Source organism: Mesorhizobium sp. M4A.F.Ca.ET.022.05.2.1 (assembly GCF_003998845.1).
Classification (GTDB): Bacteria; Pseudomonadota; Alphaproteobacteria; order Rhizobiales; family Rhizobiaceae; genus Mesorhizobium.
Map to the genome: position 1 here is coordinate 1 of NZ_RZOJ01000154.1, position 12,397 is coordinate 12,397.

Annotated in this window: 14 protein-coding genes and 1 pseudogene; 6 read left to right on the forward strand and 9 right to left on the reverse strand. The window is 63.9% G+C overall.

The features are described 5' to 3' along the window. Positions 1-118: 118 nt before the first annotated feature. Together EN745_RS17780 and EN745_RS17785 are read left to right on the forward strand one after the other, a co-directional pair. Positions 119-1,249 carry a multicopper oxidase domain-containing protein gene (locus EN745_RS17780; protein WP_127421881.1) on the forward strand — a complete coding sequence of 377 codons (1,131 nt, stop codon included), beginning with the start codon at positions 119-121 and terminating at the stop codon, positions 1,247-1,249. After that, the gene (locus tag EN745_RS17785) at positions 1,246-2,439 is read left to right on the forward strand and encodes a metal transporter (RefSeq protein ID WP_127421882.1); all 1,194 of its coding nucleotides are present in this window, start codon (positions 1,246-1,248) and stop codon (positions 2,437-2,439) included. Before EN745_RS17780 ends, EN745_RS17785 begins: the two co-directional genes overlap by 4 nt. Positions 2,440-2,445: 6 nt before the next feature. Here the strand turns inward: EN745_RS17785 and EN745_RS17790 are convergent, their stop codons facing one another. The 3 genes from EN745_RS17790 to EN745_RS17800 form a co-directional block, all read right to left on the reverse strand. Beyond that, positions 2,446-2,679 (reverse strand): BolA family transcriptional regulator, encoded by a 234-nt coding sequence (locus tag EN745_RS17790; RefSeq protein ID WP_023674714.1) that lies wholly within the window; start codon positions 2,677-2,679, stop codon positions 2,446-2,448. A gap of 96 nt (positions 2,680-2,775) precedes the next feature. Beyond that, the gene (gene purL, locus EN745_RS17795) at positions 2,776-5,016 is read right to left on the reverse strand and encodes a phosphoribosylformylglycinamidine synthase subunit PurL (protein WP_127421883.1); all 2,241 of its coding nucleotides are present in this window, start codon (positions 5,014-5,016) and stop codon (positions 2,776-2,778) included. A 141-nt stretch (positions 5,017-5,157) separates the two neighbouring features. Continuing rightward, entirely contained in the window at positions 5,158-6,567 is a 1,410-nt protein-coding gene (locus EN745_RS17800) for a PLP-dependent aminotransferase family protein (RefSeq protein ID WP_127421884.1), read from the reverse strand. A gap of 91 nt (positions 6,568-6,658) precedes the next feature. Between EN745_RS17800 and EN745_RS17805 the strand changes: the two genes are divergently transcribed. Continuing rightward, the gene (locus EN745_RS17805; protein WP_126054839.1) at positions 6,659-6,907 is read left to right on the forward strand and encodes a DUF1127 domain-containing protein; all 249 of its coding nucleotides are present in this window, start codon (positions 6,659-6,661) and stop codon (positions 6,905-6,907) included. A gap of 36 nt (positions 6,908-6,943) precedes the next feature. Here the strand turns inward: EN745_RS17805 and EN745_RS17810 are convergent, their stop codons facing one another. The 5 genes from EN745_RS17810 to purC all read right to left on the reverse strand — a co-directional run bounded on the left by EN745_RS17810 (position 6,944) and on the right by purC (position 9,804). Beyond that, positions 6,944-7,573 carry a Pr6Pr family membrane protein gene (locus tag EN745_RS17810; RefSeq protein ID WP_127421885.1) on the reverse strand — a complete coding sequence of 210 codons (630 nt, stop codon included), beginning with the start codon at positions 7,571-7,573 and terminating at the stop codon, positions 6,944-6,946. 4 nt (positions 7,574-7,577) lie between these two features. Beyond that, entirely contained in the window at positions 7,578-7,988 is a 411-nt protein-coding gene (locus tag EN745_RS17815; RefSeq protein ID WP_126054837.1) for a hypothetical protein, read from the reverse strand. Positions 7,989-8,033: 45 nt separating this feature from the next. Further along, a complete protein-coding gene (gene purQ / locus EN745_RS17820; RefSeq protein ID WP_126054836.1) occupies positions 8,034-8,702 on the reverse strand; it encodes a phosphoribosylformylglycinamidine synthase subunit PurQ in 669 nt (222 codons plus the stop codon). Further along, positions 8,703-8,942, reverse strand: a complete 240-nt coding sequence (gene purS, locus EN745_RS17825; protein WP_126054835.1) for a phosphoribosylformylglycinamidine synthase subunit PurS — start codon at positions 8,940-8,942, stop codon at positions 8,703-8,705. Between the two features lie 67 nt (positions 8,943-9,009). Next, positions 9,010-9,804, reverse strand: coding sequence for a phosphoribosylaminoimidazolesuccinocarboxamide synthase (gene purC / locus EN745_RS17830; protein WP_126054834.1), 795 nt, complete (start codon positions 9,802-9,804; stop codon positions 9,010-9,012). A 277-nt stretch (positions 9,805-10,081) separates the two neighbouring features. Here purC and EN745_RS17835 point away from each other — a divergent pair, with 277 nt between their 5' ends. Both EN745_RS17835 and EN745_RS17840 read left to right on the forward strand, forming a co-directional pair. Continuing rightward, a complete protein-coding gene (locus tag EN745_RS17835; protein WP_126054833.1) occupies positions 10,082-10,402 on the forward strand; it encodes a DUF1476 domain-containing protein in 321 nt (106 codons plus the stop codon). Between the two features lie 157 nt (positions 10,403-10,559). After that, positions 10,560-11,333 (forward strand): HpcH/HpaI aldolase/citrate lyase family protein, encoded by a 774-nt coding sequence (locus tag EN745_RS17840; RefSeq protein ID WP_126054832.1) that lies wholly within the window; start codon positions 10,560-10,562, stop codon positions 11,331-11,333. A 21-nt stretch (positions 11,334-11,354) separates the two neighbouring features. Here EN745_RS17840 and EN745_RS17845 read toward each other — a convergent pair whose 3' ends face one another. Next, on the reverse strand, positions 11,355-11,912 hold the full coding sequence (locus EN745_RS17845; protein WP_126059084.1) for an alpha/beta hydrolase: 558 nt from the start codon (positions 11,910-11,912) through the stop codon (positions 11,355-11,357). A gap of 241 nt (positions 11,913-12,153) precedes the next feature. Here EN745_RS17845 and EN745_RS17850 point away from each other — a divergent pair. Beyond that, a pseudogene (locus tag EN745_RS17850) lies at positions 12,154-12,397 on the forward strand (VOC family protein); the annotation flags it as partial.

Consider the following 12,397-nt stretch of genomic DNA (forward strand, 5'->3'; position numbering starts at 1 on the left):
CAGTAGCCTCTTGCGATAGCCTGCGTTGCCGCGTCTGCCAAATCCGTGCCAACAGAATATAGCTATAGCTAAATCTTAAAGCATCCGCTATGCTCGCCGCGATCTGGAGGATGCAGGCATGAGCGAGACGAAATCCTTGCTGGGGCGAAAGCTCGATCGAAGGCTGCTTCTGGCCGGCGGCCTCGCGGCTGCCGGCGGCACGGCGGTGGTGGCAAGCGCGGCGCGCGGGCAGACAAGCCATGCCGGTCACGAGATGCCGGCGGCTGCGGCTGCCGAAAACCAGCCGGCGCATTTGTCCGCTCATGGAGCGATGATGACGGTCGGTGAGGTCGACGACACCCGAAACGGCTTCGACCCGGTCAAGCTGGTCAGCGAATGGGAGACCGGTACGGTGTCGACGCTGCCGGACGGGCGCACGCTTCGCACCTTCGAAGTTACGGCGGAAGACAAGGAGATCGAGATTGCGCCCGGCATCATGTTCCCGGCCTGGACCTACAATCGCCGCGTGCCGGGCCCGTCGCTGCGGGCGACCGAAGGCGAACGCCTGCGGATCGTCTTCCGCAACCAAGGCTCGCATCCGCATTCGATGCATTTCCACGGCATCCACGCCGCGCGCATGGACGGCGTCCCGGGTGCCGGCCTGATCGGGCCGGGCGAGGAGTTCGTCTACGAGTTCGATGCCAGGCCGTTCGGCTGTCACCTCTACCACTGCCACGCGCTGCCGCTGAAGCGGCATATCCAGAAGGGCATGTACGGTGCCTTCGTCATCGATCCCGACCCTGCCCGGCATCCGGAGCACGAGGCGGTCGCCCGCTCACGCCTGCTCGGCTCGCCCGAGAATGCAAACTGGCAGGAATTCGTGATGGTCATGAACGCCTTCGACACCAACTTCGACAACGAGAACGAGGTCTATGCCGTCAACACGGTCGCCCACGCCTATGCGAAGAAGCCGATCAGGGTGCTGAAGGACAAGCCCGTCCGCATCTACCTCGTCAATGTCGTCGAGTTCGATCCGATCAACTCCTTCCACCTGCACGCCAATTTCTTCGACTATTACAATCAGGGTACGACGCTCACGCCGACGCTGAAGACCGTCGACCTGATCACCCAGTGCCAGGCCGAGCGCGGCATTCTCGAGTTCCATTTCCGCGAGCACGAGCCGGGCCTCTATATGTTCCATCCTCACCAGTCCGAGTTCACCGAGCTCGGCTGGTCCGGCATGTTCGATGTCGTGGAGGCTCTGTCGTGACCGATACGAGCCAGCCCAATACGCGTGCCGCGCGCCCAACTCGGGTCAATCTGCTCTGGATCGGGCTGCCTTTGACCGTGCTGGCGATAGCCATCGCCTGGCTGCTGTCTTCCGATCCGCTGTCGAGCTTCCGCAATGGCGCGCCACCGGTCGAGAACATCACCTTCGAGCGGACGATCCTTGGCACCGATGGCATTCGCGTCCTTGTCCGTGCCGGCGGATCGGAACCGATGACGATCGCGCAGGTCCAGGTCGACGACGCCTACTGGCAATTCACGCAGGACCCGCCGGGCCCGATCGCGCGCGGCTCGACGGCATGGATCAACCTGCCATATCCCTGGGTGTTGGGGGAGGCGCATGCTATCAATGTCGTGACCAGCACCGGGACGACATTCGGACATGAGATCGCGGTGGCTGTGCCAACGCCGACCCGTGACTCGCTGAGCCTTGTCGCGCAGGCGGTGCTCGGCGCCTTTGTCGGCATCCTGCCTGTGGCGATCGGTCTGATGTTCTACCCCGCGCTTCGCGGCGTCGGACGCAGCGGCATGGACTTCCTCCTGTCGCTGACTGTCGGCTTGCTCGCCTTCCTTTTCGTCGATGCGCTGGAGGACGCCTTCGAACTGGCTAGCGAAGCTGCAGCCCTGTTCCAGGGGCCGACGATGATCGTGCTTGCCGCCACCGCGAGTTTCCTGCTGCTGATGGCGGCGGGCCGGCGGAGCGGCGCGCCGACCGGCCTGGCGCTCGCCACCTTCATCGCGCTCGGCATCGGCCTGCACAATCTCGGCGAAGGACTGGCGATCGGCGCCGCCTTCGCGTCGGGCGCGGCGGGGCTGGGCACCTTCCTGGTGCTCGGTTTCACCTTGCACAACATCACCGAGGGCATCGGCATCGCCGCGCCGATCCTGAAGCAGCGCCCGCCACTCAGGACCTTCGCCGCGCTGACGCTGCTGGCGGGCGGCCCCGCCGTCATCGGCCTGTGGATCGGCAGCCTCGCCTATGCGCCGCAATGGTCGGCGCTGGCGCTGGCGGTCGGTGCCGGCGCAATCCTGCAGGTGATCGTCGAACTCGTGTCGATGCAGCTTCGCCAGCGCCCCGACGGCACACGCGCACTGCTTGCGCCGGGCGCAATGGCCGGGCTCGCATCCGGCATCGGCTTCATGTACGTGACGGCGATGCTGGTGAAGATCTGAGGGGACTCAGTCCGGGACGCTGGTCTGCAGGGCCAGCGCATGCAGAACGCCGCCCATATTGCCCTTCAGCGCGTCATAGACCATCTGGTGCTGCTGGACGCGGCTTTTTCCGCGAAAACTCTCGGCTACCACTTCGGCGGCGTAATGGTCGCCGTCGCCGGCCAGGTCGCGGATCGTCACCTTGGCGTCCGGAATGCCTTCCTTGATCAGCCGTTCGATGTCGTGGGCATCCATTGCCATGCGGGTTTTCCTATCAGGTACTGATCTCATAGATATGGCCTGGATGGCGGATGCACCACTTCCAAAGGCGCACAAGGCGCCATCCCGACCAAAATATTATGGGTCCACAACCTCGTTTGCCATGAAGCGAGGAAACCAGGATTCGTGGGCGGCGGTCAATTCGCTGACCGGGATCGCCCGCGCCTCGCCGAGTTTCAGGTCGCGGCCGCCGGTCGAGCCGATCCAGGGCGCGAAGATGCCGAGCTTGCCCTGTTCCTCGCGAATGGCGTCCCATTCCTTGCTTTGCGGGTCGATCGACAGCGTCAACAGGTAGCGGCCCTGGTCCTCGCCGAAGAACACCGGGATCGGATCGGTCCCGACAAGGCCAGGGATGGTGGCGCCGATGCCCGACGCCATGGCCATTTCGGCCAGCGCCACGGCAAGGCCGCCGTCGGAAAGGTCATGCGCGGCGGTGACAATGCCGGAGGCGATCAGCGCGCGGACGTGATCACCGACGCGCTTTTCATGCTCGAGGTCGACAGGCGGCGGCGGGCCGTCGCCGCGGCCATGGATGTCGCGCATAAAGACGGACTGGCCGAGATGGCTGCCCCACGTCGCCGGCGCGCCGACCAGCACGATCATCTGGCCTTCGCCGGCAAAGCCGACGCGCGCCATTTTCGACCAGTCGGCGATCAGCCCGACGCCGCCGATCGTCGGTGTCGGCAGGATGCCGCGTCCGTTGGTTTCGTTGTAGAGCGAGACATTGCCCGAGACGATCGGGAAGCCGAGCGCGCGGCAGGCATCGCCGATGCCTTTCACCGCGCCGACCAGTTGGCCCATGATCTCCGGCCGTTCCGGATTGCCGAAATTGAGGTTGTCGGTGGCCGCCAGCGGCAGGGCGCCGGTGGCGGTAAGATTGCGCCAGCATTCGGCCACCGCCTGCTTGCCGCCTTCATAGGGATCGGCCTCGCAATAGCGCGGCGTCACGTCGGAGGAGAAGGCGAGCGCCTTGGACGCATGGCCCTCGACGCGCACCACGCCGGCGTCGCCGCCCGGAAGCTGCAGCGAATTGCCCTGGATCAGCGTATCATACTGCTCCCACACCCAGCGGCGCGAGGAGAGGTCCGGCCCGCCAAGCAGCTTGAGCAGCGCATCGGCGACATCGGCCCTGGGTGCGTCCCCGACCGCGAGTGGCGCCGGCTTCTTCGGCTCGACCCAGGGGCGATCATATTCAGGCGCCTGGTCGCCGAGTTCCTTGATCGGCAAATTGGCGACCTCGTCGCCCTGGTGCAGAACGCGGAAGCGCAGATCGTCAGTGGTCTTGCCGACGATGGCGAAGTCGAGACCCCATTTGTGGAAGATCGCCTCGGCCTCTTTCTCTTTCTCGGGGCGCAGCACCATCAGCATGCGCTCCTGGCTTTCAGACAGCATCATCTCATAGGCGCTCATGCGCTCCTCGCGCACCGGCACCCTGTCGAGGTCGAGCTCGATGCCGAGGTCGCCCTTGGCGCCCATCTCTACGGCCGAGCAGGTGAGCCCGGCCGCGCCCATGTCCTGGATGGCGATGACCGCGCCCGAGGCCATCAGTTCGAGGCAGGCCTCCAGCAGGCATTTCTCTGTGAAGGGATCGCCGACCTGGACGGTCGGCCGCTTCTCCTCGATCTTGTCGTCGAATTCGGCCGAGGCCATGGTGGCGCCGCCGACGCCGTCGCGCCCTGTCTTGGCGCCGAGATAGACGACCGGGAGGCCGACGCCCTTGGCCTCGGACAGGAAGATGGCATCCGTCTTGGCAAGTCCCGCGGCGAAAGCGTTGACCAGGATATTGCCGTTGTAGCGCGGGTCGAAATTGACCTCGCCGCCGACCGTCGGCACGCCGAAGGAATTGCCATAGCCGCCAACGCCGGCCACCACGCCGGCCACCAGATGCCTGGTCTTCGGATGGTCCGGCGCGCCGAAGCGCAGCGCGTTCATCGCCGCCACCGGCCTTGCGCCCATGGTGAAGACGTCGCGCAGGATGCCGCCGACGCCGGTCGCAGCACCCTGGTAGGGCTCGATATAGGAGGGATGGTTATGGCTCTCCATCTTGAAGACGACGCAGTCGCCGTCGCCGATGTCGACCACGCCGGCATTCTCGCCCGGTCCCTGGATCACCTGCGGGCCGCTGGTCGGCAGGGTGCGCAGCCATTTCTTCGAGGATTTGTAGGAGCAGTGCTCGTTCCACATCGCCGAAAAGATACCGAGTTCGGTAAAGCTCGGCTCACGTCCGACCAGATCGAGGATGCGCTGATATTCGTCGGGCTTCAGCCCGTGCGCGGCAATGAGCTCCGGGGTGATCGGCACGGAATTGGAAATGGTCATGGGCGGCGGTTTGTATCCGTGGGAGAGGGGAATTCGAGTCCCCTCTTATCGCAAGCTTGAGGCCGATACACCCCATAGATTGACGAAAAACGGCGGAAAGCCACAAGGTGGCGGAGGCTGCGGGATCAGGCGTGGCCGAGCTCAGGAAAAACTGTCGTAGCCGGCGCGGCCTTCATCGAGCAGGCGCCGGATCACCGCGACGCCACCGGCGACATCCTTATCCTGGCGCGGTTGTGAGACGCCGAAACGCACGCCATGGAAGACCTGTTCGGAGCGGCCTGCCTTGAATTCGTCCTCATCGTCGATGAGCACGCCCTGCGCCAGGCAGGCATTCTTGAACGTGCCGGAGAGCCACGGGTCCGGCAAGGTCAACCAGACGAAGGGGACATTGTCTCTCGCCTCGAAGTCGAAGCCTTCAAGCGTCTCGCGCACGATGGCGATGCGCGCCTGGATCTCGGCGATGCAATGCTTACGGATATCGCCAGCCTGGCCGGACATCACCAGCCTGGTGCCGACCTCGGCCAGCAGGAAGGGCAGGCCGCCGGTCATCATCTTGTGCGCGACGCGGATGCGATGGCGATAGGCTGGCGGGCAGGAAAGCCAGCCGCCGCGTACGCCGGCGGCAACCGATTTCGACAGGCCTCCGGCGACAATTGTGCGCTCGGGGGCATATTCGGCCAGCAACGGCGTTGGATCGTCGGTCAGATCGCCATAAAGATCGTCCTCGATTAGCGCCACATTGTATTCACGCGCGATCTGCGCGATCGCCTGCCGCCGCTCCGCTGGCATCGTCACCAAGGTCGGGTTCTTCGCGGTGGGCATCAGGAACATCACCTTGGGATGCTTCTGCGCGCAGACGCGTTCGAAATCCTCGGGGTCGACGCCTTCGTTGTCGGTCGCAACCAGTGCCGTTCGGCGGCCGATCAGGCCGGCGCTGCGCGAAATCTGCGAATAGGTGAGATGCTCAAAGACAACGTAGTCGCCAGGCATGGTGAGCGCCGCGATCGCTGCCATCACCGCCGCATGAGTGCCAAGCGTCGGCACGATTGAATCGGGCGAAGGGCGGAAGGAATTGCGCGACAGCCAGCGCCTTCCCGCCTCGTACCAGCGCTCGGGAAAATCCCTCGTGTAGCTCGAAATGTCGTGGGGATGGTCCTCTGCCGTGCGGGCCAGAATTTCGGCAATGATTGCGCCTTGACCGACATCAGGCGCTGCGGTGCTGTCGAAGCGCAGCTTGCCGCTTGGTGCATCGATGGGGCGCGTTCCTTGCGCGGCAAGCTCCAGCTCGACCTTCGGGTTCTCGGCGCGCTGCGCAAGTACATATGTTCCGCGCCCGACCTCGCCGCTGACCAGGCCGCGTTCGCGCAGCAACTGGTAGGCGCGGCCGACCGTACCGACGGTGGCGCCGATGTCATAAGCGAGGTCACGCTGCGGCGGCAGTTTTGCACCGGCATCAATGACGCCCTTGTCGATATCTGATTCAATGCTGTCAGCAAGACGCTGATACAGCGGGCCTGAGCCGGAAGAGAGGTCTGGAAGCCAATTTGTCATGGTGACAATTTTCTATATTGTGCCGCACGATGAGTCAATCCATATGAAGTCTACGATTGATAGGATACAATCGAGACAAGGTAGAACGAAGATGGATACAACCGACACAATTCATTACATCGGCACCGGATTGGATGGGCGCACGAAGTCACGGGCTCGCAATGGCTTCGTGGACCGCCTCGTATTTGTGCTCGGCTCCGTTATGAGGCAGATTGACCGGATGCTGGACCGCCGCCGCGGCCGCTTGGCCTTGCTGGAGATGACGGACGAGCAGCTCAAGGATATCGGCGTCTCGCGCTGCGATGCGCATCGCGAAGGCCTCCGGCCGTTCTGGGATTGAGTTCACGCCGTCGAAGGATTCGGATGGCGCCGAACACTATTTCCGCAGCCGGGCAACCCAATGATCGGCGAAGACGGCGATGACGCACAGCAGCAGAAACAGTCCGGTTGTGGCCAGCGCCGAAACGGCGACGCTGGCCGCGCCGTTCTTCTCCACGCTGAGAAACGGGTAGGGGACTTCGCCGGCGATCGGCGCCCGCAGCAGCACATAGGCCAGATAGGCGAGCGGGTAGACCATCCACCAGGAGATGTCGCGCCAGCGCGTGGTGCCGTCGGCGCCGGCGACAAGCCACCACAGCACGAACAGCGCCGGCGTCACATAGTGCAGTAGGATATCGCAGAGCAGGAACAGGCCTTGCGGCTGCCACAGTCGCGCCAGCACCGTCGCATAGACGATGAAGACGAGGCCGATCGCCGCCGCCACGCCCGCCCGCAACCGCGATCCGGCAAAGGCCGGGAACCACGCATAGCCTGACGGCGACAGCAGCGACGTGTGCACCAGCACCGCGCCGATATTGGTCAGGATGGTGAAGAAGCTGAACAGGAAGACGACCGAGCCGAGGAAGCTGCGGCCGGCTTCCATCGAGGCCGGGATGGTGATGCATGCCTGCAGGACAAGTCCGATCAGGCCGACGGCCAGTCCCGCCCGCTGCAGGAAACGGCCCATGGCCTCAGGCGGCCGCAGCGCAGGACGGATTGCCCGCCTGCCAACGGGCGATGTCGGAGCCGATGCGCGCGCCGAGCGGGTCCGCCATCAGCGGGCCGAAGACGTCGATGCGGCTGGAATTGCCTTGCGCCTGCACAACCAGGAGCGGCTTGCCGCCATAATGCTTGGCCGGCACCAGCAGGAAGCGCGGCGTGCCGCTGAACGAATTCAGCTCATTGGCCATCTGGTAGGGCTTGAAGGCCGGATCCTTGCTGGCGATCCAGCATTTATGCGCCGCGATCGCCACCTGTTCCATGGCGAGCAGCGAGGCGCTCTTGCCCGAGGGCGGCGGCGCGCTCTTCGGGCTCGACTGGCAGGCGGCGAGCGCAAGCACGGCGGCAGCCAGGAGAGCAAGGCGAGCAATCGTCAGTCTCATGGTCAGGCCGCCCCCGCGTTCTGAAAGCAATGTCCTAGGAGATAATCAAGCGGCGATGCCGAGGGCACCTTCGAACAGCGCCCGGCCGTCGTTGCCGCCATGCGCCGCCTCGATCAGGTTTTCCGGATGCGGCATCAGGCCAAGCACATTGCCCTTTTCGCTGATGATGCCGGCAATATCGTTGATCGAGCCGTTCGGATTGGTGCCGTCGGCGTAGCGGAACACCACCTGTCCCTCGCCCTCGAGGCGGGCGAGCGTCTCAGCGTCGGCGAAATAGTTGCCGTCGTGATGCGCCACCGGCGAGCGGATGATCTGGCCGGGCTGATAGCGACGGGTGAACATGGTGTTGGCGTTGGCGATTTCGAGCTTCACCTGCCGGCAGACGAATTTCAGCGAAGCATTGCGCATCAGCGCGCCGGGCAGCAGGCCGGCCTCGACCAGGATCTGGAAGCCGTTGCAGACGCCGATCACCATGACGCCCTTGGCCGCCTTTTCGGCCACCGCTCGCATCACCGGCATGCGCGCCGCGATCGCCCCGCAGCGCAGATAGTCGCCGAAGGAGAAGCCACCCGGGATGGCGATCAGGTCGACATCGGGGATTTCGGTGTCGGTCTGCCAGACGGTGGCCGGCGCCTGTCCGGAAATCTTGGTCAGCGCTGCGATCATGTCGCGGTCGCGGTTGAGGCCAGGCAGGAGGACGACGGCTGATTTCATCTAGGCGATCTCCACCGCGTAGTTCTCGATAACGGTGTTCGCCAGAAGCTTGTCGCACATGGCCTTGAGGTCGGCTTCGGCCTTGGCCTTGTCGGTCCCCGCAAGCTCGACGTCGAACACCTTGCCCTGGCGCACCGATCCGACCCCATCAAAGCCCAGCCCGGACAGCGCATGCTCGATCGCCTTGCCCTGCGGGTCGAGAACGCCATTCTTGAGGGTGACGGTGATACGGGCTTTCATCGATACTCCTGAGAAATCAGTGCGGCTTGCGCCGGTTTCGCCGCCACGGGCAAGTCCGGTCTGGCAGTTAGTGCTTCAAGCCCTTGGGCGGCTCGGTGGAGGCGACTAGCACCGGTCCAGTTGGGCGCGGTGGCTCGTTCTCGTTCATAATGCCGAGGCGGCGGGCGACTTCCTGATAGGCTTCGACCAGTCCGCCCATATCGCGGCGGAAACGGTCCTTGTCGAGCTTGTCCTGCGTGTTCACGTCCCACAGCCGGCAGGAATCCGGCGAAATCTCGTCGGCGACGACGATGCGCATCATGTCGCCCTCGAACAGGCGGCCGCACTCGATCTTGAAATCGACGAGTTGGATGCCGACGCCCATGAACAGGCCGGAGAGGAAGTCGTTGACGCGGATGGCCAGCGCCATGACGTCGTCGATCTCCTGCGGGCTCGCCCAGCCAAAAGCGGTGATGTGCTCTTCCGACACCATCGGGTCGTCGAGCGCGTCGGCCTTGTAGTAGAATTCGATGATCGAGCGCGGCAGCACCGTGCCTTCCTCGATGCCGAGGCGCTTCGACAGCGAGCCGGCGGCGACGTTGCGCACTACGACTTCAAGCGGAATGATCTCGACTTCCTTGATCAGCTGCTCGCGCATGTTGAGCCGCCGGATGAAATGGGTCGGAATGCCCATGCGGTTCAAATGGTTGAAAATATGCTCGGAAATGCGGTTGTTGAGCACGCCCTTGCCATCGACCACTTCGTGCTTCTTCTTGTTGAAGGCGGTAGCGTCGTCCTTGAAAAACTGGATCAGCGTCCCCGGCTCAGGTCCCTCATAGAGGATCTTGGCCTTGCCTTCATAAATGCGGCGGCGATTTTTCATTTGATTTTTTCTCTGGATTTCCGGGCAGGCGGCAAGCGACCAGTTCCTGTCCGTCTGCCTAAATTAGTATGGCAACGGCGGTGTTCAATGCCGGTGTCTATCCCAATCACATGGTTTGCTCAATCGGCAAATCCTTCGAATCAACCGCTTTCGGGAATGAAATGCCGCAGCGCAGCAAGTGATGTAGCATATTGACCGGCCCGCGGCCTTTTGGTTTGTGCTTCGGGAACACACATGATTTACGCCTAAGCGAATCGGATTTGACCGGAGGGATGCCATGAGCAGCATGAAAGACCGAGAAGAGGGCTTCGAGCGCAAATTCGTCTTTGACGAGGAGCTTCGCTTCAAGGCCTCCGCCCGCCGCAACAAGGCGCTTGGCCTGTGGGCGGCCGAAAAGCTCGGCAAGTCCGGCACTGACGCCGAGGCCTATGCCAAGCAGGTGGTCGTCGCCGACATCGAGGAAGCCGGCGACCACGACGTCTTCCGCAAGATTCGTAAGGATTTCGACGAGGCCGGTGTCAACCAGTCGGACCATCAGATCCGTCGCACCATGGACGAACTGATGGCCGAGGCGATCGAGCAGATCAAGAACACCTGATCCAATATGAGCATGACGTCGCCCGAAAACCGCTTCACGCTTTTCGGCATCATGTTCTAACTGGACCAATCGACCGCCCGGCCAAGCCGGGCGGTTTTTCTTTGCCTTTGCCGCGGTTTCCGGCTGAAACTGCGGATTGTTAACAAGGAAAGTTCAAATGTCGCTCAAGTCCCGCCTGGCTGCTGACGAAACACTGTTCACCGCATGGTCCGGAGTGCCGGATGCGCTCACGGTGGAGATCATCGCCAAGCAGGGCTTCGACGCCGTCACCCTCGACATGCAGCATGGCGGCCATCACGAGGACAGCGTGCTGCGCGGCCTGGTGCCGGTGCTTGCCGCCAACAAGCCGGCGCTGGTGCGCATTCCGGTCGGCCGCTTCGACATGGCGAGCCGCGCGCTCGATTTCGGCGCAGAGGCGGTGATCGCTCCGATGGTCAATTCGGTCGCCGACGCCAGGCTGTTCGCCGCCGCCATGAAATACCCGCCCGTGGGCGAGCGCTCCTGGGGCCCGACCTACGCCTTTCCGCGCCACGGCAAGGGCGACCACGCCGAATGGCTGCGCGACACCAACCAGCGCACCATGGCGTTTGCGATGGTCGAGACGCGCGCGGCGTTCGAGGCGCTGGACGGCATTCTCGACACACCCGGCATCGACGGCATCTTTGTCGGCCCCTCGGATTTCTCGATTGCCTGGTCGAATGGCACCACCGTCAATTCGACGCTGGAAAGCATGATGGAGACGGTTGCCTCGATCGCCGAGCGCACGCGGAAGGCCGGCAAGCATGCCGCGATCTATGTCATCGAGCCGGCTGTCGCCGGCCGTGTCGTGGCGATGGGCTACCGGCTGCTCGCCATGGGCTCGGACCACACGCTGATTTCGCTGGGCGCCAAGACGCTGCTGGAGAGCATGCGCGATTCCATCGGGTCCTGAGCGCCACCGGGCGGCTGCGCCTCAGGGTTCCCTCAATTCCGTCAGGAACTTGGCAAAGGTCATCGAGCCCTCGGGCCACGGCCCGAAGCCGGAATCCGCATTAAGGTGACCGGCATCGCCGGCATCGATGAACAGCGAGCCCCAGGCGCCGGCAATGTCTTCCGCGACGTCGAAGGCGCAGAACGGGTCGTTGCGGCTGGCGATCACGATCGAGGGAAAGGGCAGCGGCTCGCGCGAATAGGGTCCGAAGGTCATCAGGTGCCGCGGCCTGATCTCCGGATTGGCGACGTCGGGCGGCGCCACGAAGAAGGCGCCGGCCACCGGCCTTTGGAACTTCGGAATGGCCTGCACCGCCGCCGCCACGCCGAGCGAGTGGGCGACGAGCACCACCGGCCGCTCGGCCTCGTTGACGGCCCTGGCCACATTCGCGGTCCAGTCCTCGCGCACCGGCTTCGACCATTCGGCCTGCTCGACCCGGCGCGCCGTCGACAGTTTCGATTGCCAGCGGGTCTGCCAGTGTTCGGGGCCGGAATTGGTGTAGCCCGGCACGATGAGGATATCTGCGTCCTTGACTTTCATGGCGCGCATGTAGCGAGCGCCGCCCTTTCGCGCAACCGTGCCGAACGACGTTCACCATCAATTCAGTGAACACCATGTTCGCTCCTTGCTCTCTTGTGTGAACGATCGCGATCGACGATCTGTCGCGAGGACAACATAGTCGTGAAGGGCCGGGATTTTGGGGCTGACACGACGTAGGATGATCGGCGGCGCGTAGCTTCTGGCTTTGGGAGTTTCGTCGAGCGCCCGAACGGAGACGATGATGAGTGAACTGCCTTTTGCCGCGACCACGCCGGTCAGCGTGTCGCGCGTCGGCCTGAGGGCGCGCGATGCCGAAAGCCTCGCCGGCTATTACCGCGCCGTTGTCGGTCTGCAGGAACTGAGCCGCGCCGATGGCGTGATCACGCTCGGCGCCGCCAACCGGCCCCTGCTGGTCATCGAGCCCGACGCCGCGGCAAAGCCCGACGATCCGCGCAGCGCCGGCCTGTTCCACACCGCCTTCCTGC